This is a genomic window from Pediococcus acidilactici (genome assembly GCF_016127815.1).
In the GTDB taxonomy this organism is placed as follows: domain Bacteria; phylum Bacillota; class Bacilli; order Lactobacillales; family Lactobacillaceae; genus Pediococcus; species Pediococcus acidilactici.
Map to the genome: position 1 here is coordinate 586,551 of NZ_CP066046.1, position 26,798 is coordinate 613,348.

Consider the following 26,798-nt stretch of genomic DNA (forward strand, 5'->3'; position numbering starts at 1 on the left):
TTGATTATTGGATCACACGTCAGCATGAGTGGTAAAAAAATGTTTCTGGGTTCCGTGGAAACCAGCATTGCTAACGGCGCCAACGCCTTGATGATTTATACCGGGGCTCCTCAGAATACCCGGCGTAAGCCAATTACAGAATTAAAAATTGAGGAAGGCCAGGCACTTTTTAAACAACATAACTTTCAGGCAACGGTTATTCATGCGCCATATATCGTTAACCTGGGAAATACGTTAAAACCCGCGAATTTTAAATTTGCGGTTAACTTTTTACGAGAAGAAGTGCAACGAGCAGACGCGTTGGGAGCTAGTCAATTGGTACTCCATCCAGGCGCCCACGTAGGTGCGGGAGCAGACGCGGCAATTTCTTCAATTATTGAAGGGCTTAATCAGATCATCACGCCGGAACAGCAAGTTCAAATTGCACTTGAAACGATGGCTGGAAAAGGTACTGAAGTAGCCACGAACTTTGAACAAATTCGTCAAATCATTGAAGGGGTAACCCATAACGATAAACTTTCAGTTTGTTTTGACACTTGTCACACTAACGATGCGGGCTACGACGTGAAGAATCATTTCGACGATGTGATGGCTGAATTCGATCAGGTGATCGGTTTAGACCGGATCGGAGTAATTCACCTAAACGACTCGAAAAATGAATTAGGGAGCCATAAGGACCGGCACGCCAACCTTGGATTTGGAACAATTGGTTTTGAAGCTTTATATCGCATTGCTCATGATGAACGCTTGGCGAAGATACCCAAGATTTTGGAAACTCCGCAGGTTAAGGATCCGGATGGCAAGAAGCATGCTCCTTACCGCCTTGAAATTCAAATGCTTAAATCAGGGGACTTTGTTCCGGATTTATTAACGAAGGTCCTGCAAGAATAGTGTTTGTTTAGGCGTTAAGCGCAGACTAGAACGGTGCATTGTAAAACACGCGTCAGAGAAAAGTCGAATAGTTGGTGAACGTTAACTAAAAATCGCTCATTATGCCAAACTTAGGCATAATGAGCGATTTTTAGTTAAGCAGAATAAATTGAGTTTTGGCGCACGCTTTGGCTTCATTAAAAACGATGCACCAAAATGATTTTTTTGCCTCTTTTTGCTGATCGTGAAAATTAACGTAAATGCGTTAATTTTTGATACTGCTGACTACTTAAGTGCCAGGTTCCAGAATGAACCACGGGAAGATTTTTAACCGTAATGGTGTGGTTCCGGTAGATAAAAGCGTCAATTTTGGCCGACGGATTAATTTGAACGATTTTAAAATGACGGAGCAACTGGCTGTTCTGAGGCTTTTTTGGGTGAACTCTCCGTGCTGACCCCAAATCGCCAAGGAGGTTAGATAAGTAACTAATTTTTTGATGATTAGTGATGGTGGCGATTTTACTTTGGTGTGCGTTATAAACTTGGGCGTAGTCTTGCTTAGCGGCAGAGCTAGGACGATGCGTGAGGTGCCATCCTAAAGTAATGCTTCCAATTAACACTACCGCAAATCCTAAGAACACTAATGTTTTTTTCATATTAAACCCTTCTTAAATGAGGTTACGCGAGGCTTTCCATAATAATTGTCGCGGTTTCTTCGATTGATTTATTAGCCGTATTAATTACTAAGCAGCCGATTTTTTTAAATAGGTCGTCCGCAAATTGGAGTTCTTTATTAATGCTGTCCATATCTGCGTACGAGGAATCGGGGTTCAAACCGTATGAAATCATGCGTTGCCGGCGGATTCCGTTGAGAACTTCCTTGGTGGTGGTTAAACCAAAAATTTTATCGCGATCAACCTGCCAAATTTCTTCAGGAATTTGGGTTTTAGGTACCAATGGCAGATTAGCTACTTTATACCCCTTATTAGCAAGGTAAAGTGATAACGGCGTCTTAGAAGTCCGTGAAACCCCTAGTAGAACGATGTCAGCTTTTAAGAAACCAGCGGGATCTTTACCATCATCGTAGGTTACCGCAAATTCCATTGCTGAGATCTTATCGAAATAGTTTTCATTAAGGGAGTGGCGTCTTCCTGGAGTATTGGAAGAAGTTAGGCCGGTCTCCTCGGCAAAAAGCTGGATGGCGGGGGTCAGAACGTCAAAATATTTTAAATTTTTTTCTTGGCAAAAAGCTTTAGTGCGTTGGTTAAGCTTTGGATCAACAAATGTAGAAAAAATCATTGCCTTTTCCCGTTCAGCTTTTTTTAAAATGCTATCTAGTAAAGAAATGGTCTGGGTGAAGGGGTAGCGAGAAAAACGCAAGTGGGCCTCTAAAAATTGGGCAGCGGCGGCGCGGGCTACTTGATCACCAGTATCTCCGACGGAATCGGAAATGATAAAAACGTTAGTAATTTGTTTGTTTTCTGTCATAATTAATTCGCTCCTGTTATCCTTTTATATGATAGTAACATAACTTTAAAAGGCAAGAAAACGGTTTCGATAAACAAATCGTTATGCAACTAGTTAATTATTTGTTGTTGACGGTATGGTTTAGTTCAGTTATAATGTTTAAGAAACATGAGTACTAAGTACGAATTGTTATTTCAAAGCTCGGAGGGAGGGAATCACATTGTCAAAAACAGTTGTTCGCAAAAACGAGTCACTTGATGACGCTCTTCGTCGCTTTAAACGTACGGTGTCAAAGTCTGGTACTCTACAAGAATATCGTAAACGTGAATTTTACGAAAAACCTAGCGTAAAACGCAAGTTGAAATCGGAAGCTGCAAGAAAGCGCAAGAACAAGAAACGCTTCTAATCCGATCATCGCTCCTGAATTTCAGGAGCTTTTTTTGTATACTAAAAGGAGAATAAAAATGGATTTTACAAAGCAAATTAACGACGACTTAAAAACTGCCATGAAGGCCCATGATAAATTAAGCTTAAGCGTAATTCGGATGATCAAGTCCGAACTCTTAAACGAACAAGGTCGGGTTGGTCACGAATTAACCGAAGATGATTTTGCCACGGTAATTAACCGCGCTTATAAGCAACGGAAAGATTCAATTGCCGAGTTCAAAAAGGGTAACCGCGATGACTTGGTAAAAGAAACTGAAGCTGAATTAAAGGTTGTTGAAAAGTACATGCCTAAACAACTAAGCGATGACGAATTGCAAGAAATCATTAACCAAGTAATTGAAGAGACCGGGGCAACTTCGAAGGCAGACTTTGGAAAAGTAATGTCGACATTGATGCCTAAAGTAAAGGGTAAGGCAGACGGTGCCAAAGTTAACGAAATTGTAAAAAATACCTTAGGTTAGGGGAAGGTAACGTGTCTGAAGAGTTGTTCGAAAAGAATCTCATATTATCAGATCCAAATTTAGAAATGTCACTGCTTGGTAATCAGGAACGCTTCGTGCCGATTATTGAGGAAGGGATGAACGTCAAGGTACTTCCGTTTGGCGAACGAATTACCGTAAAGGGCGCACAAACTGACGTAGAACAAACCATTGCAATTTTGAAAACGCTGGTTCAAGTTTTAAAAACCGGGGTGCAACTTAGCAGCACCGATTTCGTTAGTGCCATGAAGATGGCTGAAAAGGGAACCTTAAACTACCTGCCCGAGCTTTATTCAACGGTCTTAATTAAGGATGCGAAGGGTAAACCAGTTCGGATTAAGAATTTTGGACAGCGGCAGTACGTGGAATCAGTCAAGAATAACGACGTGACGTTTGGAATCGGTCCGGCCGGAACTGGTAAGACATACTTAGCGGTGGTGATGGCCGTAGCAGCTTTAAAGCGGGGCGACGTAGAACGAATCATTTTGACCCGGCCAGCTGTAGAAGCCGGTGAAAGTCTAGGATTTTTACCAGGTGACCTGAAAGAAAAGGTTGATCCATACCTCCGACCAGTTTATGACGCGTTGTATCAAATTATTGGGGCAGAACACACTACGCGTTTATTAGATCGTGGTGTAATTGAAATTGCGCCGTTGGCTTATATGCGCGGACGTACCCTCGATAACGCGTTCGTAATCCTTGATGAGGCCCAAAATACGACTAATCAACAGATGAAAATGTTCTTAACTCGTTTGGGATTTGGTTCTAAAATGATTGTTAATGGGGATGTGACCCAAATTGACTTACCGCGAGGCACCCGCAGTGGCTTGAAGGAAGCACAAATTGTGTTAAGTAACGTCAATAAGGTAGCGTTCGTTAACTTCACCGCTAACGACGTTATTCGCCATCCTGTAGTTGCGAAGATTGTCAAAGCTTACGACGAAAAAGAAGCGAAAGGATAATATGATGGATATTCAAATATTTGATCATACTGAAGAAGTACCCCAACAACATTTGGATTTAATTGCGAACATTTTAGACTTTGCCGGAAATTATTTAAAATTAGACGTGGCAACTGAAATTTCGGTTACCTTAATGCATAATGATGAAATTCAAAAAATTAACCGCGAATATCGCCACGTAGATCGTCCTACTGACGTAATTAGTTTTGCAATTAACGACGAAGATGAAGATATTATTATGGATCCTGAAATGGCAGAAGAAATTCCGGATAACATTGGGGATTTGATGATTTCGGTTGACAAAGTTGCTGAACAGGCGGAATTTTTGGGACATTCTTACGAACGGGAACTAGGATTTTTATGTGTCCATGGTTTCTTACATCTTAACGGCTATGACCACATGAAAAAGGAAGACCAAGAAAAAATGTTCCCGCTTCAAAAAGAAATTATGAGTGCTTATGGTCTTGAAAGATAAACGCCAAACCGAAAAGAACCGCTCACTAATCCAATCGATTGCCCACGCGATGTACGGGGTTAAAGATATTTTTCTACGGGAACGCAACTTCCGTTACCACTGTTTAATTGCGGTGTTAGTAGTTGGCTGTGGTTTAGCAATTCACTTGTCACTGATGGAATGGATTGCGATCGTGGTTTGTATCGGAGCAATGTTTGTGGCGGAAGCTTTTAATTCAGCAATTGAACGATTGGTGGACTTTGCTTGTAATGGCAAGTACCAATTTCTAGTTAAACAGGCTAAGGATGCCGCGTCAGCAGCGGTCTTACTAACCGCAGTATTCACCGTCTTGATTGGATTATTGGTTTTTGCACACCACTTTTTTTAAAATTAAGGAAACGGAATCGTGATTATGGAAGAAAATAAACAAGCTTTTCATTCGGGCTTTGTGGCAATCGTTGGCCGGCCTAACGTTGGTAAATCGACCTTTTTAAATTACGTTGTTGGTCAAAAGGTAGCGATTATGAGCGACGTCCCACAAACCACCCGGAATAAGATCCAAGGTATTTACACTACGGATCGCGAACAAATTGTCTTTATCGACACTCCAGGTATTCATAAAGCTCACAATAAACTAGGGGACTTTATGGTTCAATCCGCCATATCTTCGTTAAACGAAGTTGATGCGGTAATGTTTATGGTCAATGCGGATCAAAAACGGGGTGCCGGGGATAACTACATTATCGAACGGTTGAAGAAAATTAAGAATCGGCCAATTTATTTGGTAATTAATAAGATTGACTTAGTTCATCCAGACGAGCTGTTACCGATTGTTGATTCGTACCGGGATGCTTTAGATTGGACCGAGGTTTTCCCAATTTCAGCGTTACAAGGTAACAACATTAACGAGCTCTTAGCAACCTTGAGTAAACAGATGCCCGAAGGTCCGCAATATTACCCAAGCGACCAAGTTACCGATCATCCAGAACGGTTTGTGGTTTCTGAATTGATTCGGGAAAAAGTATTGCAGTTAACTCGGCAAGAAGTTCCCCATTCCGTAGCCGTAGTTATTGAATCCATGAAACCTGGTAAGGATGACCTCGTGGATATTAGCGCAACGATCATTGTGGACCGCCCCACCCAAAAGGGAATCATCATTGGCAAAGGCGGTCGGATGCTAAAAGAAATTGGCAGCCGGGCGCGAGTGGACATTGAACATTTACTAGGTAGCCGGGTTTATCTTGAACTATGGGTTAAAGTTTCTGAAGGATGGCGTGATAAACAAGGAATTTTGCAATCCTTCGGTTATAAAAAGGACGAATATTAAATATGAGCCAATTGGTGAACGCGGACTTTACTGGCATGGTGATGTTTGCCAAAAATCACCGGGAAAACGATTTGTTGGTTAAATTCCTTACCAGGGAATATGGTAAACGGATGTTTTTCATCAAGAATGCCAAAAAGAAGGATTTTAAGTTGCGTTCGGCAATTTTGCCGTTTACCCACGGTCGTTATTCGGGGTTAATCCGGAGCAACGGGCTGTCGTATATTAACGCTGCCCTAGACGTTAAACAGTTTGAAAATATTTTTCAGGATATTGAATTAAATGCCTACGCCACTTTTTTATTAAATTTAGTTGACGCTGCATTTGATGATAATTTTAAAATTGAAGCTTGGTTTGACCGGCTAGCCCGGGCGCTGACCCTGATTGACGCTGGTAACGATGCGGAAGTAATTACGGATCTAATTCAGATTCAATTGCTAAATTCCTTTGGGATTGCAATCGTTTGGGATCATTGTGTCGTTTGCGGACGTCGCGATTTGGCATTAGATTATTCTGAGTCGCGAGGCGGGATGCTTTGTCAAAATCACTGGCATTTAGACGAACACCGCTGGCACCTTAGCGTTAAAGCAGCTAAAACCATGGCAATGCTTAGTTTGGTCAGTATTTTTAAATTAGGCCAGATTTCGGTTTCACCAGCAACTAAGCGAGAAATTTGGCAGTTAACTGAGCGAATTTATCAAGATCAAGTCGGGATTAACCTTAAAAGTCGTCATTTTATTGATCAAATGCAAAATTGGGCGCATTAATTATATTGACAACCAATTAAAAGTTTTTTATTATTATCTCTGTTAAATCGGACAGTGAAGAACAAAGCGGATTTTCCGTACTATTAGCGAAACCAGGATAGTGGAAGCTGGTTAGGAACGGTTCCGTGGGGCATTTGGAGTCCTTAAGAGATAAATATTTCAAGCTGTCGGTGAGAAATTAACTCACCGGAAGTAGGGTGGAACCGCGATAATTATCGTCCCTACGTAGTGTGTTTTATGCTACGTAGGGGCTTTTTTTGTCCGTAAAATTTAAAGGAGGAACTTATGAATAAAAAGCTTTCGGTCCAAGAAATTATTTTAACTTTACAAAAATATTGGGCAGACCAAGGATGCATGTTGATGGAAGCCTACGATACTGAAAAGGGTGCGGGAACGATGAGTCCGTACACTTTCTTACGGGCAATTGGCCCCGAACCATGGAACGCTGCCTACGTAGAACCATCTCGGCGTCCAGCAGACGGTCGTTACGGGGAAAACCCTAATCGGCTTTACCAACATCATCAATTCCAAGTAGTGATGAAGCCGTCACCGGAAAATATCCAAGAACTTTATTTGGGTAGTTTAAAGGCTTTAGGGATTGATCCCCTCGAACACGATATTCGGTTTGTAGAAGACAACTGGGAAAATCCTTCAATGGGTTGTGCCGGTGTTGGTTGGGAAGTTTGGCTTGATGGAATGGAAGTTACCCAATTTACGTACTTCCAACAAGTGGGGGGGCTCGAAGTACACCCCGTTACCAGCGAAGTAACATACGGACTAGAACGGCTATCCTCCTATATCCAAGACGTAGAATCCGTTTTTGATTTAGAGTGGGGAAATGGCGTTTCCTACGGAGACATTTTTAAAGAACCTGAATACGAACATTCCAAGTATTCATTTGAAGAATCTAACCAAGCAATGTTGGAAACCATGTTTAACGATTTTGAAGCCGAAGCTAACCGGTTAATCGAAAAAGGCTTAGTGCACCCGGCTTACGACTACATCTTGAAATGTAGCCACACCTTCAACTTACTTGATGCTCGCGGGACGGTCTCAGTTACTGAACGAGCAGGATTCCTATCTCGAATCCGCAACATGGCGCGTAAAGTAGCCCGCGCATTTGTTGAAGAACGTGAAAAACTTGGTTTCCCATTATTAAAAAATGACGACAAGGAGGTAAAATAATGGCTCATAGTTATTTATTAGAAATTGGTTTAGAAGAAATTCCCGCACACGTGGTGACACCGAGCATCCAACAATTAGCACAAAAAGTTACTAAATTTTTGAAGGAAAACCGGCTCAGCTATGATTCTATTGAGCAATTTTCGACACCTCGTCGTCTAGCAATTCGAATCAATGGACTTGGCGATCGTCAGCCAGATATTGAAGAAGATGCTAAGGGGCCTGCCCGGAAAATTGCCCAAGATGCGGATGGCAATTGGACAAAAGCGGCGATTGGTTTTACTAAAGGACAAGGCTTAACAGTTGACGACATTACCTTTAAAACCATTAAAGGCACGGAATACGTATACGTACACAAGTTAATTCAAGGTAAAACTACCCAAGAAATTTTGCCAGGCATTAAAGACGTGGTGGAATCATTGAACTTCCCAACCATGATGAAGTGGGCGAACTACGACTTTAAATTTGTAAGACCGATTCGCTGGTTGGTGTCCATCTTGGACGACGAGGTTTTGCCTTTCCAAATTTTGGACATCAAGGCCGGACGGCAAAGCCAAGGCCACCGTTTCTTAGGTAAAACGGTCGACTTAGCTAATCCAAGTGAGTACGAAGAAAAGCTACAAGCTGAATTTGTGATTGTTGACGCAGAAAAACGCAAAGCGTTGATTCGTGAACAAATTCAAGCAATCGCCCAAGAAGAAAACTGGGAAGTGACGCCGAACGCTGACTTATTAGAAGAAGTAAATAATCTGGTAGAATGGCCAACGGCATTTAGCGGAAAATTTGATCCTAAGTACTTGGCAATTCCCGAAGAAGTTTTAATTACTTCCATGCGTGATCATCAACGGTTCTTCTTCGTGCGGAATCAGGACGGCAAGCTGTTGCCAAACTTTATTTCCGTACGGAATGGAAACAAGGAACACCTAGAAAACGTTATTCGTGGAAATGAAAAAGTGTTAACAGCTCGACTTGAAGATGCTGCCTTCTTCTACGACGAAGATCAAAAGAATTCGATTGACTACTACGTTGACCGACTTAAAAAGGTTAGCTTCCACGATAAAATCGGTACCATGGCAGAAAAGATGACGCGGGTCGGCTCCATCGCTCAAGTAATTGCTAAAATGCTCGGTTTAGATGCAGAAGCAGCTGAAGACTTGCAACGTGTTGCAGCAATTTACAAGTTTGACTTGGTTACCGGGATGGTAGGTGAGTTCCCTGAATTACAAGGGGTAATGGGTGAAAAGTATGCTCTATTGAAAGGCGAAAAACCAGCCGTAGCGCAAGCCATTCGGGAACACTACATGCCAAATAGTGCGGAAGGTGAACTTCCTGAAAGCACTGTGGGAGCAGTATTAGCTTTAGCCGATAAGTTTGACAATATCTTTAGCTTCTTTAGTGCAGGAATGATCCCAAGCGGTTCAAATGACCCGTATGCTTTACGGCGTCACGCATACGGGATTGTTCGAATCCTTGCTCAACGCGATTGGTCACTAGACTTGAACAAATTTGAAGAAGCTGTTAAGCAAGCGTTAACGGACGACCAAACTAGCTTTGGGGTAGACGTAGATAAAAACTTTGCCGAAGTGGTGGAATTCTTCAATGACCGAATTAAGCAATACCTTGATCACCAGTCGGTTAGCTATGATATTGAAGATGCCGTGCTTGCCGGAAGCCAGCACAACGTAACGACAATCATTGCGGCTGCCGAAGTGCTAACTAACTCGAAGGCTGCGGATTCCTTCAAAGATGAGATCGAGGCCTTAACCCGGGTACAACGGATTGCTACTAAAAACACCACTGCCGGTGACTTGGCAGTTGATTCGCAATTATTCAATAACGAAACTGAAGGTAAGCTCTTTGACTTGATCACTAAGATTGAAGCGATGAATGATGCGGACATGGCAGTCTTCTTTAAGGAATTGACTAGTTTGACGCCAGCAATTACCGAATATTTTGACGCTACCATGGTAATGGATAAAGATGCAAAGATTAAAGCAAACCGGTTAAACATGATGAGCCGTTTAGCAAACTTGGTTCTTCGTGTTGGAGATTTGACTAAGGTAATGGTTAAATAAAAATTGAAATTTTAAAAAAGCTGCGAGCTCGCTAGCGAGGCTGTGGCAATAGTTATTTAAAATCTGTTGACAGTGATTGAAAAGTGATTACTGCCAACAGATTTTTTGGTGGAGTGAAAAGGTTAGCAGGGCTGCCGGTGTCTGCGCTAGTTTTTAGAATTTTTTGTGAAATTTTTGGGGGAGGTTGAGGTAGCTTAGTCTATAAATGAGGTAATCCCAATATTTAAGCACTTATTTAACATACTTGACAAAAGTGTTAATTATAGGTGCGTTTTGATTGCTTATTAGTAGGGAGTGCTGTAATATACTATCGTATGAGTCTATCTTACGGAAGTGGGTGATAGAATGGCTGGTATGATTCCAGAAGAAATTATCGACAACGTCCGGTCCGCCGTGAACATTGTTGATGTAGTTAGTCGATACGTTCAGTTGAGAAAAGCTGGAAAAAATTTGTTTGGCATTTGCCCATTTCACGATGAAAAAACACCTTCTTTTTCAGTATCCGAAGATAAGCAGATTTTTCACTGTTTCAGTTGTGGACGTGGAGGAAATGTATTTAAGTTTTTGATGGATCTGGAAAAAATTAGTTTCCCAGAAGCCGTCCGGCGCGTGGCGGAGTTTGGCAACGTCCCCCTAGACGATAAGTACGTAAAAAAGTCTCCTAAGTCAGCTTATTCAGCGGCTCAAAGTGAGATGATTGGCTTATATGAAAAGGCTGCTGAACTTTATCACCACGTGTTGGTGAATACGCAACTAGGTGAAAAGGCCCTCGCGTATTTAAAAAAGCGGGGAATTACTGAAGCAGACATGCAGGATTTTGATTTAGGGTTTGCACCGGCAGACCAAGATTTGCTGTTAAGTTTTCTTAAGGAACAGCAAATCGATCAAAAACAAATGCAAGATTCAGGACTATTTATTGAAACAGCAGACGGTTCGTTAAAGGACCGGTTTTTTAATCGAATCATGTTCCCAATTAAAGATAATAATGGGAAGATTGTCGCTTTTTCCGGACGGAGCTTGGTGAAGGATGACCAACATCCGAAATATTTAAACAGTCCGGAAACTAGCATTTTTAATAAAGGAAAGGTACTCTATAACTTTTCGCAAGCCCGCCCTGAAATTGTCCAAAAGAAAACCGTTATTTTATATGAAGGGTTTATGGATGTAATTGCAGCTCACCGGGCCCAAGTGGCTAATGGAATTGCCACGATGGGAACTAGTTTGACAGAAGACCACGTGCGAGCACTTAAACGAGTTGCCTCCCGTGTAGTAATCTGCTTTGATGGCGACGAGCCCGGCCAACGTGCAATTGCGAAGGCCATTGCGTTAATTAAACAGACTAGTGATTTGCAAATCAGCGTCATTTTTATCCCGGATAACCGTGATCCTGACGAATACGTGCGGGATAAGGGCGTTGAGTCTTTTCAAAAACTAATGAATCAGACTGGGGAATCCAGTACGGCATTTTTATTGAAATTTGACCGGATGGGTTTAAACTTAGCTAACGAAAACGATCAGCTGGAATACCTAAAAAAAGCTCTCCAACGGATTGGTGAATTAAATGACGCTTTGGAACAAGACCTATATCTTAACCAACTTGCTGAAGAATTTAGTATTGATAAGCGTGATTTGAAGAACCAGTTACGGGAAAGCGTGGCTGATCGGATTGCGCATACTCCTCGGCAGTTTGATCCGAGACCGGCCCCCGCGCCGCCACCTACATTTGAAAATCAAGTTGAGAAAACCGAAAATACTCCTAAGAAACTATCAAGTGTGGATATTTCGCAGTACCGGTTGTTAGCCCGCGCACTTAATCATCACGACGTATGGTTGAAATTACAAAGCTTGCCGGATTTTTATTTTCCAAATGAGCAACTGGAAACTATTTATATGTTGGCTGGAGGATACCTAGCCAAGAATCAAGAATATGATGCGGCAGACTTCATGGATTATTTGAAGGAACCAGAGTTACAGTCGGTAGTGGCTAATATTGAGTCGATTAATTTGAGTCCCGATTACACGGAAGAAGAAATCGAAGACTATATTAGTTTGATTAAGGACGTGGCCCCGCTCAGCGAACAGATTTCAAAAGTTAAGTCGGATTTAAACGAAGCTACCAGATTAGGTAACCAAGAATTACAACAGCAATTAACGCTAAAACTTATTTCTCTTTATCAAAAACAACAACAGCTCCAAAATTAGAGGGGGAACAGCTAACTATGGCAAGTAAAAAAAGTGAAATCAAACGTAAAAAGAGTGAAAGTATCATTTCTTCACCAGAATTTAAAAAGGCAGTTAACCAAATTATTAAAGCACAAAAAAGTGAACACAAGGTTAAGTACACTAAGCTTACCCGTGATTTGATCGATAAATTCAAGTTGACTGACGAAGACGTGGATGACTTAATTCAACGGATCGAAGACGCCGGAATCAGTGTGGTTGACGAAAACGGTGACCCGAGTGAAAAGGCCTTAAAGGCACAAGAGATTTCAAAGGAAGAATTAGACGATACTAAAGCTCCGGCCGGAGTTAAAATTAACGATCCGGTTCGGATGTATCTAAAAGAAATTGGCCGGGTTTCACTGTTAACTGCCGATGAAGAAGTTGCCCTAGCCCTCCGAATCGAAAAGGGTGACGAACGTGCAAAACAAGAACTTGCCGAAGCTAACTTGCGTTTAGTAGTTTCAATTGCTAAGCGGTACGTTGGCCGGGGAATGCAGTTCCTTGACCTCATTCAAGAAGGAAATATGGGCTTAATGAAGGCCGTTGAAAAATTTGATTACCAAAAGGGATTCAAATTTTCTACCTACGCGACCTGGTGGATTCGGCAAGCAATTACGCGTGCGATTGCTGACCAAGCGCGGACAATCCGGATCCCAGTTCATATGGTAGAAACCATCAATAAATTAATCCGGATTCAACGGCAATTGCTTCAAGATTTAGGTCGTGAACCAATGCCCGAAGAAATTGGTGCAGAAATGGACATGCCTTCGGATAAGGTTCGCGAAATTCTTAAAATTGCTCAAGAACCAGTATCTTTGGAAACCCCAATTGGTGAAGAAGATGATTCACACCTAGGCGACTTCATTGAAGACCAAGAGGCAACTAGTCCTGCTGACCATGCGGCTTATGAATTGCTTAAAGAACAACTAGAAGGCGTTTTGGATACCTTGACAGACCGAGAAGAAAATGTTCTCCGGCTTCGGTTTGGGTTAGATGATGGCCGGACTCGCACCCTCGAAGAAGTGGGAAAGGTCTTCGGCGTAACTCGTGAACGGATCCGGCAAATTGAAGCAAAGGCTTTGCGGAAACTGCGCCATCCTTCACGTTCAAAACAATTAAAAGATTTCTTAGATTAGCATTTAAAGAGGTTCCATACAGGTCGCAGATTTGTATAGGGCCTCTTTTTGGGATAGCATAAAATAAATACAAAAAATACCGGGAGTTTATTTTCATGAATTCAAATAGTTTATCGCCACGACTAAAAGTAGTTGCGAGTTTAGTTCCAAAAGGATCCAAAATTGCCGATATTGGTTCGGACCATGCTTATTTAGCGATTAACCTGGTTAGAAATCAAATTGCAACGGCTGCGATTGCTGGGGAAGTTGCCCCGGGGCCGTTAACTAATTCCAAAATGGAAATTGAAAAAAATCAGGTTAGTGATTTGATTGATGCGCGGTTAGGTGACGGATTGACAGTCCTAAAACCAGAAGATCATGTTGACGTGATTTGTATCGCGGGGATGGGTGGCTTGTTGATTCGGCGGATTCTAGAAGAAGGCCAAGCAAAGTTATCTGGAGTGCAACGATTGGTTTTACAACCTAACGTTGGGGAATACGAACTGCGGGAGTGGCTCATCACCCACGGATATCAAATCACTCATGAAGACATTGTGGCTGAAGATTATCACCTTTATGAAATCATCGTTGCTGAGCCAGGACAAATGCAATTGACCGAAACCGAATTAACGTTTGGCCCATTTTTAATGCAGGCTGCTAACGCTACTTTCTTGCGAAAGTGGCAGCGGGAGTTGAAACGGCTAAAATCAATTCAGGATAATTTAGAGCGACATCCACAACATGGTGGCGAAAAATTAGCGGAAGTATCAAAAAAGATTGCGCAAATTGAGGAGATGTTGACTAATGTTGGCGAAACACTTAATTGAACGTTTTGAAGAAATGGCACCTAAAGAAAGTGCTTTTCCTAAGGATCCAGTCGGATTGCAGATTGGAGATCTTAACCAGCCCATTCACCGCGTATTAGTGACTTTAGACGTCCGTCCCGAGGTTGTGGCAGAGGCAATTACCAAAGGATGTGATTTTATATTTTCACATCATCCGTTGATTTTTCGACCGGTGCGTAATCTGGATTTGACCGTACCACAGAATCAAATGTACGCTACCTTAATTAAACATTCCATTGGGGTTTACTCCGCCCACACTAACTTAGACGTGGCCGCGGGTGGTATGAACGATTGGTTAGCACAGGCAATGTCGCTTACGGAAGTGCAACCCGTTTATTCTGCGCACTACGACCGCAATATTGGACGAATTGGCAGTTTGGCACAACCCCAAACGGTGGATGAGTTTGCCAAGACCTTAAAAGAGGTCTTCCAACTTGACGGTTTACGGGTGGTTGCTGAAGATAACCAGGCATTGGTCCGTAAAGTAGCGGTCGTAGGCGGCGACGGCGGTAAATTTTATCCAGAAATGATGGCGGCCGGTGCGGACGCGTTTGTTACTGGCGACGTGTATTACCATACTGGTCACGATATGCTGGCGGATCATCTTAATGTTTTTGACGTGGGACACAACGTAGAAAAAATCTGTATTGACGAATTAACAAAGTTATTTAACCAATGGAAGGCGACGAATCAATGGCAAGTTGAGGTTTGTCCGTCAACGGTGAATACCAATCCTTATCAATTTATGTAGGGGGTAATTGAATGAATCCTGAAAAAATGACTACTGCGTTACAAGAAGCGCTGGGTGAGGCGCAACAAATTGCGGTCAACCGTCAGCACCAAGAAATTGGGGTTCCGGAATTGTTTAAATTTTTAGCCCAACCAGATCAAACGGTGGGAACTTTGCTTTCAGAGCTCGGAGTTAGCAACCAGACGGTCCAAGCAGAACTAGACCGCGAATTAGCTCAAATTAGCATCGTTAGTGGTAGCCAAGTTAGTTATGGTCAATCAATTTCTACTGAATTAAATCAATTATTAATTCAAGCAGAACAGCGTCGCCAAAAGCTGCAGGATGAATTCATTGCGGTGGATACGGTATTCTTAGCGTTGTTTGATTTGAATAATAATGAATTTGCTAATTTTTTAAAACAGCAGGGAGTAACTGCTAAAAAAGCATTGGAGAAGATTGAAGAATTTCGTGGAGGTGAAAAAGTGACGTCCAAAGAACAGGAAAGCGGATATAAAGCACTAGAGAAATATGGTACGGACTTAGTAAAACGTGCGCATAACGAGAATCCCGATCCGGTGATTGGTCGAGATGAAGAAATTTTAGACGTAATTCGAATTTTATCACGGAAAACCAAAAATAACCCGGTTCTAATTGGAGAACCCGGAGTCGGAAAAACTGCCATTGTCGAAGGATTGGCACAACGAATTGCAAAGGGAGACGTTCCTAGTAATTTAGCCAATAAGACCATCATTTCCTTAGACATGGGGTCCTTAATCGCCGGAGCCAAGTACCGGGGAGAATTTGAAGAACGCTTAAAGACGGTCCTCAAAGAGGTCGCAAAGGCGGATGGCCAGATTATTTTATTCATCGATGAAATTCACACAATCGTTGGCGCTGGCAAGACCGAAGGCAGCATGGACGCTGGTAACTTACTCAAACCAATGTTGGCACGTGGTGAACTCCACCTAATCGGGGCTACGACGTTAGACGAATATCGCGAAAACATTGAAAAGGATAAAGCCTTAGAACGGCGGTTCCAACGGGTTTTGGTAAAGGAACCTTCGGTAGAGGACACGATTAGTATTTTACGAGGGCTAAAGGAACGTTTTGAAATTCATCACGGTGTGCGAATCCACGATAATGCATTAGTGGCGGCAGCCAAGTTATCTAGCCGGTACATTACCGACCGTTATTTGCCAGATAAGGCAATTGACCTGATTGACGAGGCTTCTGCAAAGATTAAAGTGGAAATGAACTCAAACCCTACCGAACTTGATCAAGTTAACCGCCAGTTGATGCGGCTGCAGGTTGAAGAACGGGCGTTAAAAAACGAAACGGATGAAGAATCCGCAAAACGCTTAAAGGCACTGCAAAAGGAATTGGCAACTACTAAAGAAGAAAAAGTTAAGTTAGAATCTCGTTGGGCGGCCCAAAAAGCGGAAATTAAAAAAATCAGTGATAAGAAAAACGAACTTGATAAGGCAAAGCATGACTTACAAGAAGCTGAAAGTGCCTACGACTTAGATCGGGCAGCGGTTCTCCAGCATGGTACCATTCCAACTTTGGAAAAAGAACTGCAGGATTTAGAAAATGAGTCTGAAAACACTCACCAAGAATGGCTTGTTGAAGAGTCGGTTACTGACAGAGAAATCGCCCGGGTAATTAGTCAAATGACTGGAATTCCGGTTGCGCGGTTAGTAGAAGGCGAAAGGGAGAAACTACTTCATTTAGCGGATAAATTACATCAGCGAGTAATTGGACAAGACGAAGCAGTTCAGTCCGTAGCCGATGCCGTGTTGCGCTCTCGAGCAGGTTTACAGGATCCTAACCGGCCCATTGGTTCATTTATGTTCCTAGGGCCAACTGGAGTAGGGAAAACTGAATTGTCGAAAGCTTTAGCTGAGGCTTTATTTGATTCGGAAGACAACATGGTTCGGATTGATATGTCCGAATACATGGAAAAAGAATCGGTCTCCCGGTTGGTGGGGGCGGCTCCAGGTTACGTTGGTTATGAAGAGGGTGGCCAGTTAACTGAAGCCGTTCGTCGGAACCCATATTCGATTGTTCTCTTTGATGAAATTGAAAAGGCTCATCCAGAAGTTTTCAATATTTTATTGCAAGTGCTTGATGACGGTCGTTTAACGGACGGTCAGGGGCGAACGGTTAACTTCCGAAATACTATTTTAATCATGACTTCTAATTTAGGTTCGGAATTATTGTTAAAGAACCAGTCGGAAAATTCCATTGACGCAGATATTCGGCAACAAGTTCGCGACGTCTTGCAAGGATACTTTAAGCCGGAATTTTTAAACCGGGTCGATGATATCATCATGTTCACGCCGTTAAGCAAGACGGATGTTCGCAAAATTGTTCGAAAATTAGTTACTCAATTATCTGACCGGTTGGCAGACCAAGAGATTAAGTTGAATATTTCAGAACCTGCCCAAGATTACATTGTTCAACAAGCGTATGATCCGGCATATGGCGCACGGCCGCTACGACGTTACATCGTCAAGAATGTAGAGACGCCATTGGCTAAGGAGATTATTAGCGGACGGGTAAAACCGAAGTCAGCAGTAATGATTGACGTGCTCAATGACCAATTGGTTTTTCAAAATGAAGCCCAAATTAAGTAATGGTTGATAAAACAAAAAACAGGCTGGAATGTAAGTAATTCCAACCTGTTTTTACTTTTTATAGGGTTGCTATCTGGTTAAATTTAAAAGATAGCTCTTTAGCTTAATTACCGGTATTTTTTTGAAAGCCACGGAATTAAGTTAGAGGTAATGAGGGCGGTAATGGCAGCCATCGTACCAATCTCCAGGCTACTGTATGGTAGTACTTCTAGGGCACCACCGATATAACCGAGTACTTCGCCAAAAATAAATGCCCAAAAAATAACTACGATTTGTTTCATCATTATTAATTGACCCCTTTCTCGAACAAAGCTATTCTAGCACAAACTTAAGGGAAAATAAATTAAACTTGAATTTTGGATATGCCTAATACATTTAGTATAATTAAGAAAAACACGGGAGGGAAAATGATGGCTTTTGTACCGCTACATGTCTTAAGTTCGTATAGTTTGTTGACGAGCCCAACAAAAATCGCTGAGCTGGTTAAAACTGCCAAAGATCGTGGTTATTCCGCGATGGCCCTCACTGATAATAATACGATGTATGGCGCGATTGAATTTTATCAAGCCTGTTTGAAGAATGATTTAAAACCAATCGTTGGGTTGACCATTTGGTTAGATAGTACCCGGGGCATCGACAACCAGTTTGCGTTGGTGTTGCTAGCTAAAAACATTAACGGGTATCATAATTTACTACGGATTAGTTCTGCCAAAATGACGGAAACCTCCGCAAAACCAACACTTACGTTTAATGATTTACGAGCTTATTGGAAAGATTTAGTGGTGATCGTGCCCCCAGTTCGTTCCGAAGTTAATGAATTATTGGAGCGGGGAATGGCTAACGATGCCCAAGCACTAATCGAAGAATATCAACAATCAATTGACTCCCCAGATTTATTTTTAGGAATTAATGGGCAGCAGTCTCACGTCATGCGCCAAACACTGACCCAGATGGCGCAGAAAGCAGGGATTGGTTGTTTACCGCTTCCCAGCGTTGAATATTTAAATGAAGAAGATCACTTCGCAACCCAGGTGCTGCGCGACATTGATTCGGGAAAAGTTTTGCAGCATCCGGAACTTTTAGCAAAGGGCGGCGGTAACAACTGGCTGAAGCCCGCGACTGAATTTGTTCGCGAATACGGTCAGTTGGGTGATGCCGAAATGCTAACCCAGCTGGATAGGGTGGTTGCTGGAATTAACCTTGAAATTCCAATCGTAAGTCCGCGTCTACCACAGTTTGCAACCCCTAACCAGCAGGATTCATTCACTTATTTGACCCAACTATGTCAGCAAGCATTAACCCAGTTGAAGGAAAATGTTCCGGACGCAGAACGTTATCAAGCACGGTTAGATCATGAATTAGCCGTGATTAAAGAAATGGGCTTTGCGGATTACTTTTTAATTATTCACGATGTGGTTCAATTTGCACACCAAAAGCAAATTTTAACTGGTCCAGGTCGCGGATCTGCGGCCGGTTCTTTAGTAGCTTACCTATTGAAAATTACGAGTGTGGATCCTTTGCAATACGGACTTTTATTTGAACGTTTCTTGAATCCCGAACGAGCGCAGATGCCTGATATTGATTTAGATATCCCTGATGATCAGCGGGAAGTCGTTTTACAATATGTACACGACCGCTATGGTCACCAACACGTGGGGCAGATTATTACGTTTGGTACTTTAGCTGCTAAACAGGCCATTCGGGACGTTGCCCGTGTATTTGGGGAAATGCCTAATAAAATTAACCAAATTAGCGCACTCATTCCTAATAAATTAAACATCACGTTAAAACAAGCAGCCCAAACCTCTCACCGGTTACGGGATTTTATTGAAAGTTCGCCGAAAAATCGGTTTATGTTTGAGACAGCGTGCCGGTTAGAGGGACTTCCCCGACACTTTTCAACGCATGCAGCGGGAATTGTTTTAAGTCAAGACGAACTGGTGGAAAGCGTGCCGGTTCAAGATGGTAACGAAGGGATGCTGATGAGCCAGTATTCCAAGAATTTTGTTGAGCAAGTTGGCTTATTAAAGATGGATTTCTTAGGACTTCGAAACCTTTCTTTAATGAATAACATTTTAGAACTGGTCCGCCGTACCGAACCGCAATTTGAGATTGAAAAGATTGATTTAAACGATCCGCAAACTTTACAGTTATTTCAGCGGGGGGATACTAGCGGAGTTTTTCAATTCGAATCTACAGGAATCCGTAACGTTTTGCGTAAAGTACACCCCACGAACTTCGGACTCGTTGTTGCGGTTAACGCCCTCTATCGGCCGGGACCAATGGAAAATATTGACCGGTTTGTTAAACGAAAGGATTATTTAGAACCGTATCGGTTTCCTAACCAAATTTTGGAACGGGTTTTAGGTGAGACTTATGGAATCTTGGTTTATCAAGAACAGGTAATGGAAGTGGCCTCCGCGATGGGGGGCTTGAGCCTGGGCCAAGCGGACTTGTTGCGACGGGCAATGAGCAAGAAAAAGCATGCCGTAATTGAGCAAATGCGGACGAATTTTATTCAGGGTGCTGTTCAAAAGGGTTATAGTGAAAAAATTGCCCAACAGGTGTACCGGTATATCGAAAACTTTGCTAACTATGGATTTAATAAATCCCACGCAGTTGCTTACAGTAAACTAGCCTTTCAGTTGGCGTACCTTAAAGCACACTATCCTGGTGATTTTTATACGGCATTATTAAATTCCGTGGTGGGCAATGATACGAAAACTAAGACTTACATTCAAGAATTAAAGCGGTTAGGAATTCCTACGTTAGCTCCAGATATTAATCAAAGTAGCGCAACTTATACCTACCAAAATGGTCAAATCCGAATGGGATTTACCGCAATTAAGGGGTTACGCCGCGACTTTATCCAGCATTTATTAGCGGAACGTGAACGGGGCGGACAATTTAAGACGGTTGACGACTGGTTACGCCGAATGGGCAATCAGGGGATTGACGAAGATGTAATTGATAAATTAATTTTTGCGGGGGCTTTGGACAGCTTTGGCTATAATCGGGCGGAACTAGACGAATATTTACCCGAACTGCTTAAGGGGATTACCTTTAGCGGTCAAAATGTGGACCTATTTCAAAAGCTAATGCCGACAATTAAAAGCCGTCCCGACCTACCGCTTGATGAGAAGTTGGATCGGGAAGAAGAATTACTTGGAACTTATGTTTCAGCTCATCCAGTAGAACGGTTTGCGGAATTAATTAAACAACGCCGTTTTGTCCCAATTCAGCAGTTTAAAGCTGGAGAAAAGGTAACTTCCATAGTTTATATCCGCAGCATTCGCTCAATTCGAACAAAGAAGGGCGAACCTATGGCATTTGCTAAAATCAGTGACCAGACGGATGAGTGTGAAGCGGTAATCTTCCCCCGCGTTTACCAAGCCACCCAACTTTTAGAAAGTAAACGAGTACTGCAGTTAACGGGCAAAGTTGAGCAACGGGAGGACCAGCTCCAGCTAATTGTTGATCAGATTGAAGCGCCTCGACAAATTGCACATGGGCAAACGCACTGGCTAATTAAAGTACCCAGCCGCAAAAATCCCGCTGATTTCCAAAAGAGATTATTTGGGATGTTCAAAGAGTACCATGGTAAAGTTCCGGTTACCTTGGTTTACCGAGATACCAATCAGCAACGAGCACTATCCGAAAAATTTAGTTTACAAGGAACACCCGAAGTGAAGAAAGCGTTTGAAAATTTACTTGGAACAGATCAAATTTCATTGGTTGAAAAATAAAACGTGTATTAAAGCACTTACATTGAAAGAATTGGCAAAATGGTACAGACAACTGATTTTAAAAGTGATAGAATCAACAATGAAGTTTTGAAAAAACTCAATATTTCTATTTGAGGTGAAAAAATGAAGCGTATTGGTATCATGACAAGTGGTGGGGATGCTCCGGGCATGAACGTAGCCATCCGCGCCGTTGCACGAAAGGCCATAAGCTCAGGTCTTGAAGCTTATGGAATTAATTATGGTTTCGCTGGTTTAGTAGCTGGTGATATTCATGAATTCAAGGCAACGGATTTAGATGACATGGTTTCGCAAGGCGGAACTATGCTGTACTCAGCCCGTTACCCTGAATTTGCTCAAGAAGAAAGCCAATTAAAGGGTATCGAACAACTTAAGAAGTTCGGTATTGATGCGTTGGTTGTTATTGGTGGAGATGGTTCATACCACGGTGCTCTTCGCTTAACAGAACACGGATACAATACAATCGGCCTTCCAGGAACGATCGATAATGACATTCCGTTTACCGACTTCACTATTGGTTTTGACACCGCATTGAATACTGCAGTAGACGCGATCGATAAGGTCCGGGATACTGCTAAGAGTCATCAACGGGTGTTTGCGGTTCAAGTAATGGGTCGCCACGCTGCTGATATTGCTCTTTGGGCAGGAGTTGCTTCGGGAGCTGACGCAGTGATTGCACCAGGTTTTGATTACGATGTGGAAGCAATTGCTAACAAGCTTAAGAGAAACCGTGCTAACGGTAAGGATTATGGAATCATCGTAATTGCTGAAGGCGATGCAAACTCTGAAGCTGCTCCAGAGTTTATTAAAAAGCTTAAGCAATATGGTGACTTCGACGCTCGTGCTACGGTAATTGGCCACGTTCAACGCGGGGGCGTTCCATCTGCTAAGGACCGTGTCCTAGCAAGTAAGATGGGTGCTTATGCTGTTGAACTACTTCTTGAAGGCAAGGGTGGTTTAGCGGTTGGAATCTTGGATAACAAGGTTCAAGCACACGACATCACGGACTTGTTTGATGCAAAACATCAAGCAGACGACTCACTTTACCAATTAAGTGAGGACTTATCGTTCTAATTTTTTATTTTATTAATTTGGTATAAAATGATCTAAAAGATCTTTTATAATTTAAAATCAAGGGAGAGATTCTGTAATGAAGAAAACCAAGATTGTTTCAACACTTGGTCCTGCAAGTACATCAGTTGACACGATTGTTAAGTTAATCGAAGCTGGTGCAAATATTTTCCGTTTTAACTTTTCACATGGTGACCATGAAGAACATTTAGGCCGCTACAACATGGTTAAGGAAGCAGAAAAGATTACTGGTAAATCAGTAGGTATTTTGCTTGACACAAAGGGTGCTGAAATTCGGACAACCGTCCAAAAAGATGGTAACCAAGAATATCACACAGGGGATAAGGCTCGTATCTCAATGGATGCTAGCTTAGAAACTACTAAGGAAAAGATCGCGGTTACATACCCTGGTCTTTACGACGATGTTCATGTTGGTGGACACGTTCTCTTTGATGATGGATTACTTGATTTTAAGATTGACGAAAAAGATGACGAAAACCGCGAATTAGTTGTGCATGCTACAAACAACGGTGTCCTTGGTTCACGTAAGGGTACTAACGCTCCTGGCGTATCAATCAACTTACCAGGTATTACTGAAAAAGATGCTAGCGACATTCGCTTTGGTCTTGAATCAATGAACATTAACTACATTGCTGCAAGTTTTGTTCGTAAGCCTCAAGACGTTCTTGATATTCGTGAATTACTTGAAGAAAAGAACATGGAAGATGTTCAAATCTTCCCTAAGATCGAATCCCAAGAAGGTATCGACAACACTGACGAAATCTTGAAGGTTTCTGATGGAATCATGATTGCTCGTGGTGACATGGGTGTTGAAATTCCAGCAGAAAACGTTCCGTTGGTACAAAAGACATTGATCAAGAAGTGCAACGCACTCGGTAAGCCAGTTATTACTGCTACACAAATGCTTGACTCAATGATCGAAAACCCACGCCCAACTCGTGCGGAAGCTTCTGACGTTGCTAACGCTGTTTGGGATGGTACTGATGCAACAATGCTTTCTGGTGAAAGTGCTAATGGTGACTACCCAGTTGAAGCAGTTGCTACAATGGCTAAAATCGACCAAAAAGCTGAAAATGCTATGGCTGATGACGGTAACCTTCAAATCAATACTTTTGATCAAAGTGACGTTACTGAAACAGTGGCTGCTGCCGTTGCTCGCGCTGCTAAGAACTTGGGCGTTAAGACAATCGTTGCTGCAACTCAATCAGGCTACACAGCACGGATGATTTCTAAGTACCGTCCAGATGCAGACATCTTGGCAATTACTTTCGACGAACGTGTACGTCGTGGTTTGATGGTTAACTGGGGTGTTCACCCAATCGTTGCTGAACGTCCTGCAACTACTGATGAAATGTTCGAATTGGCTGCTAACAAGGCAGTTGACCTTGGTTTTGCTAAGGAAGGCGACTTAATCCTTGTTACTGCTGGTGTACCAGTTGGTGAAAGTGGTACAACTAACATGATGAAGCTTCAATTAATCGGTTCTAAGTTGGCATCTGGTCAAGGTGTTGGCGACGAAACTGTAATTGGTAAAGCAGTTGTTGCTACATCAGCTGACGAAGCTAACCAAAAGGCTGTTGAAGGCGGAATCTTAGTTACAAAGACAACTGACAAAGATTACTTACCAGCAATTGAAAAATCAAGTGCTTTGGTTGTTGAAAATGGTGGTTTGACGTCACACGCTGCAGTTGTTGGAATCTCAATGGGTATTCCAGTAATCGTTGGTGTTCAAAACGCTACATCAATTCTTTCTGACGATGAATTAATTACGGTTGATTCACGTCGTGGAATTATCTACCACGGTGCTTCAAACTCACTTTAAGATTTAAAGTGAACCATTAAAGGCTTGGGGTCTAGGACCCTGGGTCTTTTTTTGTGCGCTGGAAAATGAGTGTTTTCTAAGTAAAAAAGCGCCCAATATGAAAAGAAAATAATTTGCTAAATCTTTTTGAAAATACGTTGAAAAACGGGGATTTGCATTTTTCGCCTAAGCCAAAATAGTGTACAATAGTATAATAAATAAACTTTTAGATAAAAAAATGAATGCGAAGCTTCGTTGGGGCTTCGTATTATAATTGAAAAGAAATTTTTTTATGTAAACTGAAAAGTTCGGAGTGAAAATATTGGAAAGCTGGCTTTTTTTAATAGGGATTTTATTAGTTTCTTGGTTGGGAAAAAACCAATCATTAATGATTGCCACAATTGCCGTTTTACTATTTAAGCTGCTGCCTAATTCTGCTAAACTCTTTAGCGTTATTGACAAGCAGGGAATCAACTGGGGAGTGACCATTATTTCAGTAGCAATTTTAGTTCCAATTGCTACGGGAAGGATTGGTATCATGGACTTGATTAACTCATTCAAGTCACCAGTTGGCTGGATTGCGGTCGCTTGTGGGATTTTAGTTTCATTATTGTCATACCAAGGGGTCGGCTTTTTATCTGCTAGCCCAGAGGTGACGGTCGCGCTAGTCATGGGAACGATCATTGGGGTGGTTTTCATGAACGGGATTGCTGCTGGACCAATTATTGCTTCTGGAATAGCGTACTTAATTATTCAATTATTACAAATCCAAATTAAATAAACGGGAGAAAACATGGAAACATTATTAGGCAAAAAGATTCAGGCGAAGGTTATTGATGAAAATGACCAATTTTATTTTGCACAGGCTGAAGATGGCCTCACTTATCGCATTGACAAAAGCGAAATAAAGAAGCCTTTAAAAAAGGATAGTAATTTCAGCGGGTTCGCTTACGAAAATGCTAACCACGAGCGTCAAATGACGCGCGAAGCCCCAAAAGCCACTACCGGAAAGTACGGTTGGGGGACGGTGGTTAAGGTTCGCAAAGACTTAGGAGTTTTTGTGGATATCGGTTTAAATAACAAGGACGTGGTGGTTTCGCTTGACGAATTACCAACGGAAACCAAGCTGTGGCCACACGTGGATGATCAGTTACTAGTTTGTCTCACGGTGGATAATAAGGAACGAATGTGGGCACATCCTGCCGATTCCACCGTTTTTAAGGCGATTTCTGTCCGGGCAAATAAAAAAATGATTAACCAGAATGTTACTGCAACGGCATACCGGCTAAAATTAGCCGGAACATTAGTAATTACTGATCAATTCCAACTAGGCTTTATCCATCCTTCAGAACGGGATCGGGAGCCACGTTTAGGTGAAAAGGTTCAAGCACGGGTGATTGGGATTCATCCGGATGGGACGTTGAACTTGTCGTTAAAGCCGCGCAATTACGAAGCGCTTGGCGACGATGCGGCGATGATTTTAGCGTTGTTGCAACACCGCTCGGATGGGCAACTACCTTTTAACGACCACAGCAATCCTAGTGATATCAAAGAACATTTTGGGATTAGCAAGAGTCGTTTTAAAATGGCGATTGGTCACTTGCTTAAGGCAGGCGTAATTGAGCAAACCACTGATGGGATTGTTTTGAAGGAGCAATAGGTGATGGATGATCTGATTAACGATTATCTCCACGCTCTAAAAGTTGAACGGGGACTTTCAGATAATACAATTGTGAGTTATCGTCAAGAATTGCGCCACTTGCAAAATTTTTTGCAGGAGCAACATATTGCGGATATTAAAGATGTTGATCGTTATACCATCTTAAACTACCTAGATGCTTTAAAACAAACTGGCCGGGCCCGCAGTTCTTCGATTCATACGATTTCAAGTTTAAGGAAATTTTTTAAGTATCTGCTGCTTAACGACCAAATCCAAACGAATCCTATGGCTAATATTGACCCGCCTAAACGGGCGCAGCATTTACCATCGGTTTTGACCACTGAAGAAGTTGAACGGCTGCTTAAAGTGCCCGATACTAGTAAACCTTTGGGAATTAGAGATCGGGCGATTTTAGAAGTGATGTATGCGACCGGTCTACGGGTTAGTGAGCTGATTGCGTTAAATCTAAATGAACTTCATTTAGGGATGGGACTTATTGAAACGGTTGGGAAAGGAAATAAGCAACGGATTATCCCAATTGGGGACGTAGCCATCCAATGGCTAGAACGTTACATTAACGGTCCGCGAAGAGCGTTGCTGGGAGCTAAGCGATACAATGAAATTTTCTTAAACCAGCATGGTCACCCGTTAACCCGACAAGGAGTTTGGAAAAATTTAAAAGCTCAAGTTCAAAAAGCAGGAATCAAGAAAAATATCACCCCGCATACGTTACGACATTCTTTTGCGACACATTTGTTAGAAAATGGTGCAGATTTGCGTATTGTTCAAGAACTACTAGGGCACGCGGATATTTCGACAACCCAAATTTATACGCACATTACTCAACAGCGGTTAGTGGATGTATACGATAAGTACCATCCGCGAGCCTGATAACAGGGGAGCAA

24 protein-coding genes are annotated in these 26,798 nt (G+C 42.2%); 21 read left to right on the forward strand and 3 right to left on the reverse strand.

Translation table 11 applies throughout. The features are described from left to right. Positions 1 to 891: a deoxyribonuclease IV gene (locus I6H64_RS02925; protein ID WP_036685745.1), complete on the forward strand. Its 891-nt coding sequence runs from the start codon at positions 1 to 3 to the stop codon at positions 889 to 891. 230 nt (positions 892 to 1,121) lie between these two features. Here I6H64_RS02925 and I6H64_RS02930 read toward each other — a convergent pair whose 3' ends face one another. After that, positions 1,122 to 1,526: a hypothetical protein gene (locus I6H64_RS02930; RefSeq protein WP_005917118.1), complete on the reverse strand. Its 405-nt coding sequence runs from the start codon at positions 1,524 to 1,526 to the stop codon at positions 1,122 to 1,124. 22 nt (positions 1,527 to 1,548) lie between these two features. Beyond that, a complete protein-coding gene (locus I6H64_RS02935) occupies positions 1,549 to 2,358 on the reverse strand; it encodes a pyruvate, water dikinase regulatory protein (RefSeq protein WP_024862306.1) in 810 nt (269 codons plus the stop codon). Between the two features lie 199 nt (positions 2,359 to 2,557). Here I6H64_RS02935 and rpsU point away from each other — a divergent pair, with 199 nt between their 5' ends. The 14 genes from rpsU to clpB all read left to right on the forward strand — a co-directional run bounded on the left by rpsU (position 2,558) and on the right by clpB (position 17,576). Continuing rightward, complete coding sequence (rpsU, locus tag I6H64_RS02940; protein ID WP_002830340.1) at positions 2,558 to 2,743, forward strand: 30S ribosomal protein S21; 186 nt, start codon at positions 2,558 to 2,560, stop codon at positions 2,741 to 2,743. A 58-nt stretch (positions 2,744 to 2,801) separates the two neighbouring features. Then, entirely contained in the window at positions 2,802 to 3,245 is a 444-nt protein-coding gene (locus I6H64_RS02945) for a GatB/YqeY domain-containing protein (protein ID WP_002830339.1), read from the forward strand. Between the two features lie 11 nt (positions 3,246 to 3,256). Then, positions 3,257 to 4,225 carry a PhoH family protein gene (locus I6H64_RS02950; protein ID WP_002831901.1) on the forward strand — a complete coding sequence of 323 codons (969 nt, stop codon included), beginning with the start codon at positions 3,257 to 3,259 and terminating at the stop codon, positions 4,223 to 4,225. A 4-nt stretch (positions 4,226 to 4,229) separates the two neighbouring features. Further along, a complete protein-coding gene (gene ybeY / locus I6H64_RS02955) occupies positions 4,230 to 4,700 on the forward strand; it encodes an rRNA maturation RNase YbeY (protein WP_005917107.1) in 471 nt (156 codons plus the stop codon). Then, a complete protein-coding gene (locus I6H64_RS02960; protein ID WP_056984955.1) occupies positions 4,684 to 5,067 on the forward strand; it encodes a diacylglycerol kinase family protein in 384 nt (127 codons plus the stop codon). Before ybeY ends, I6H64_RS02960 begins: the two co-directional genes overlap by 17 nt. A 24-nt stretch (positions 5,068 to 5,091) precedes the next feature. Next, on the forward strand, positions 5,092 to 6,006 hold the full coding sequence (gene era / locus I6H64_RS02965) for a GTPase Era (protein ID WP_002830335.1): 915 nt from the start codon (positions 5,092 to 5,094) through the stop codon (positions 6,004 to 6,006). A gap of 2 nt (positions 6,007 to 6,008) precedes the next feature. Then, complete coding sequence (gene recO, locus I6H64_RS02970) at positions 6,009 to 6,770, forward strand: DNA repair protein RecO (protein ID WP_002830334.1); 762 nt, start codon at positions 6,009 to 6,011, stop codon at positions 6,768 to 6,770. Between the two features lie 285 nt (positions 6,771 to 7,055). Continuing rightward, a complete protein-coding gene (glyQ, locus tag I6H64_RS02975; protein WP_002830333.1) occupies positions 7,056 to 7,955 on the forward strand; it encodes a glycine--tRNA ligase subunit alpha in 900 nt (299 codons plus the stop codon). Beyond that, positions 7,955 to 10,027: a glycine--tRNA ligase subunit beta gene (gene glyS / locus I6H64_RS02980; protein ID WP_008842155.1), complete on the forward strand. Its 2,073-nt coding sequence runs from the start codon at positions 7,955 to 7,957 to the stop codon at positions 10,025 to 10,027. The genes glyQ and glyS overlap by 1 nt, the downstream gene beginning before the upstream one ends. 345 nt (positions 10,028 to 10,372) lie before the next feature. Next, positions 10,373 to 12,229: a DNA primase gene (gene dnaG, locus I6H64_RS02985; RefSeq protein ID WP_056984957.1), complete on the forward strand. Its 1,857-nt coding sequence runs from the start codon at positions 10,373 to 10,375 to the stop codon at positions 12,227 to 12,229. Positions 12,230 to 12,246: 17 nt separating this feature from the next. Further along, positions 12,247 to 13,386 carry an RNA polymerase sigma factor RpoD gene (gene rpoD / locus I6H64_RS02990; RefSeq protein WP_002830329.1) on the forward strand — a complete coding sequence of 380 codons (1,140 nt, stop codon included), beginning with the start codon at positions 12,247 to 12,249 and terminating at the stop codon, positions 13,384 to 13,386. 95 nt (positions 13,387 to 13,481) lie between these two features. Beyond that, entirely contained in the window at positions 13,482 to 14,192 is a 711-nt protein-coding gene (locus tag I6H64_RS02995; RefSeq protein ID WP_008842152.1) for a tRNA (adenine(22)-N(1))-methyltransferase, read from the forward strand. Further along, positions 14,170 to 14,961 carry a Nif3-like dinuclear metal center hexameric protein gene (locus I6H64_RS03000; RefSeq protein WP_008842151.1) on the forward strand — a complete coding sequence of 264 codons (792 nt, stop codon included), beginning with the start codon at positions 14,170 to 14,172 and terminating at the stop codon, positions 14,959 to 14,961. The genes I6H64_RS02995 and I6H64_RS03000 overlap by 23 nt, the downstream gene beginning before the upstream one ends. A gap of 11 nt (positions 14,962 to 14,972) precedes the next feature. Further along, entirely contained in the window at positions 14,973 to 17,576 is a 2,604-nt protein-coding gene (gene clpB, locus I6H64_RS03005; RefSeq protein WP_002830326.1) for an ATP-dependent chaperone ClpB, read from the forward strand. 107 nt (positions 17,577 to 17,683) lie between these two features. On the opposite strand, the gene I6H64_RS03010 is transcribed toward clpB, so the two are convergent. Next, a complete protein-coding gene (locus tag I6H64_RS03010) occupies positions 17,684 to 17,860 on the reverse strand; it encodes a YjzD family protein (RefSeq protein WP_002831889.1) in 177 nt (58 codons plus the stop codon). Positions 17,861 to 17,986: 126 nt separating this feature from the next. Between I6H64_RS03010 and dnaE the strand changes: the two genes are divergently transcribed. The 6 genes from dnaE (at position 17,987) to xerD (ending at position 26,784) form a co-directional block, all read left to right on the forward strand. After that, on the forward strand, positions 17,987 to 21,322 hold the full coding sequence (gene dnaE / locus I6H64_RS03015) for a DNA polymerase III subunit alpha (RefSeq protein ID WP_056984959.1): 3,336 nt from the start codon (positions 17,987 to 17,989) through the stop codon (positions 21,320 to 21,322). Positions 21,323 to 21,445: 123 nt separating this feature from the next. Then, positions 21,446 to 22,414: a 6-phosphofructokinase gene (pfkA, locus tag I6H64_RS03020; RefSeq protein ID WP_002830324.1), complete on the forward strand. Its 969-nt coding sequence runs from the start codon at positions 21,446 to 21,448 to the stop codon at positions 22,412 to 22,414. 76 nt (positions 22,415 to 22,490) lie between these two features. Continuing rightward, on the forward strand, positions 22,491 to 24,254 hold the full coding sequence (gene pyk, locus I6H64_RS03025) for a pyruvate kinase (protein WP_008842147.1): 1,764 nt from the start codon (positions 22,491 to 22,493) through the stop codon (positions 24,252 to 24,254). A gap of 301 nt (positions 24,255 to 24,555) precedes the next feature. Beyond that, positions 24,556 to 25,014, forward strand: a complete 459-nt coding sequence (locus tag I6H64_RS03030; RefSeq protein WP_005917085.1) for a DUF441 domain-containing protein — start codon at positions 24,556 to 24,558, stop codon at positions 25,012 to 25,014. Between the two features lie 12 nt (positions 25,015 to 25,026). Beyond that, the gene (locus I6H64_RS03035; protein WP_005917083.1) at positions 25,027 to 25,893 is read left to right on the forward strand and encodes a CvfB family protein; all 867 of its coding nucleotides are present in this window, start codon (positions 25,027 to 25,029) and stop codon (positions 25,891 to 25,893) included. A 3-nt stretch (positions 25,894 to 25,896) separates the two neighbouring features. Next, positions 25,897 to 26,784 carry a site-specific tyrosine recombinase XerD gene (xerD, locus tag I6H64_RS03040; protein WP_036685743.1) on the forward strand — a complete coding sequence of 296 codons (888 nt, stop codon included), beginning with the start codon at positions 25,897 to 25,899 and terminating at the stop codon, positions 26,782 to 26,784. The last annotated feature ends 14 nt before the right edge of the window (positions 26,785 to 26,798 follow it).

Bases quoted from the DNA above. Each gene is read 5' to 3' on its own strand.
- I6H64_RS02930 (WP_005917118.1), bottom strand. From the start codon at position 1,526: ATGAAAAAAACATTAGTGTTCTTAGGATTTGCGGTAGTGTTAATTGGA.
- I6H64_RS02935 (WP_024862306.1), bottom strand. From the start codon at position 2,358: ATGACAGAAAACAAACAAATTACTAACGTTTTTATCATTTCCGATTCC.
- I6H64_RS02945 (WP_002830339.1), top strand. From the start codon at position 2,802: ATGGATTTTACAAAGCAAATTAACGACGACTTAAAAACTGCCATGAAG.
- ybeY (WP_005917107.1), top strand. From the start codon at position 4,230: ATGGATATTCAAATATTTGATCATACTGAAGAAGTACCCCAACAACAT.
- I6H64_RS02960 (WP_056984955.1), top strand. From the start codon at position 4,684: ATGGTCTTGAAAGATAAACGCCAAACCGAAAAGAACCGCTCACTAATC.
- era (WP_002830335.1), top strand. From the start codon at position 5,092: ATGGAAGAAAATAAACAAGCTTTTCATTCGGGCTTTGTGGCAATCGTT.
- recO (WP_002830334.1), top strand. From the start codon at position 6,009: ATGAGCCAATTGGTGAACGCGGACTTTACTGGCATGGTGATGTTTGCC.
- glyQ (WP_002830333.1), top strand. From the start codon at position 7,056: ATGAATAAAAAGCTTTCGGTCCAAGAAATTATTTTAACTTTACAAAAA.
- glyS (WP_008842155.1), top strand. From the start codon at position 7,955: ATGGCTCATAGTTATTTATTAGAAATTGGTTTAGAAGAAATTCCCGCA.
- dnaG (WP_056984957.1), top strand. From the start codon at position 10,373: ATGGCTGGTATGATTCCAGAAGAAATTATCGACAACGTCCGGTCCGCC.
- rpoD (WP_002830329.1), top strand. From the start codon at position 12,247: ATGGCAAGTAAAAAAAGTGAAATCAAACGTAAAAAGAGTGAAAGTATC.
- I6H64_RS02995 (WP_008842152.1), top strand. From the start codon at position 13,482: ATGAATTCAAATAGTTTATCGCCACGACTAAAAGTAGTTGCGAGTTTA.
- I6H64_RS03000 (WP_008842151.1), top strand. From the start codon at position 14,170: ATGTTGGCGAAACACTTAATTGAACGTTTTGAAGAAATGGCACCTAAA.
- clpB (WP_002830326.1), top strand. From the start codon at position 14,973: ATGAATCCTGAAAAAATGACTACTGCGTTACAAGAAGCGCTGGGTGAG.
- I6H64_RS03010 (WP_002831889.1), bottom strand. From the start codon at position 17,860: ATGATGAAACAAATCGTAGTTATTTTTTGGGCATTTATTTTTGGCGAA.
- dnaE (WP_056984959.1), top strand. From the start codon at position 17,987: ATGGCTTTTGTACCGCTACATGTCTTAAGTTCGTATAGTTTGTTGACG.
- pfkA (WP_002830324.1), top strand. From the start codon at position 21,446: ATGAAGCGTATTGGTATCATGACAAGTGGTGGGGATGCTCCGGGCATG.
- pyk (WP_008842147.1), top strand. From the start codon at position 22,491: ATGAAGAAAACCAAGATTGTTTCAACACTTGGTCCTGCAAGTACATCA.
- I6H64_RS03035 (WP_005917083.1), top strand. From the start codon at position 25,027: ATGGAAACATTATTAGGCAAAAAGATTCAGGCGAAGGTTATTGATGAA.
- xerD (WP_036685743.1), top strand. From the start codon at position 25,897: ATGGATGATCTGATTAACGATTATCTCCACGCTCTAAAAGTTGAACGG.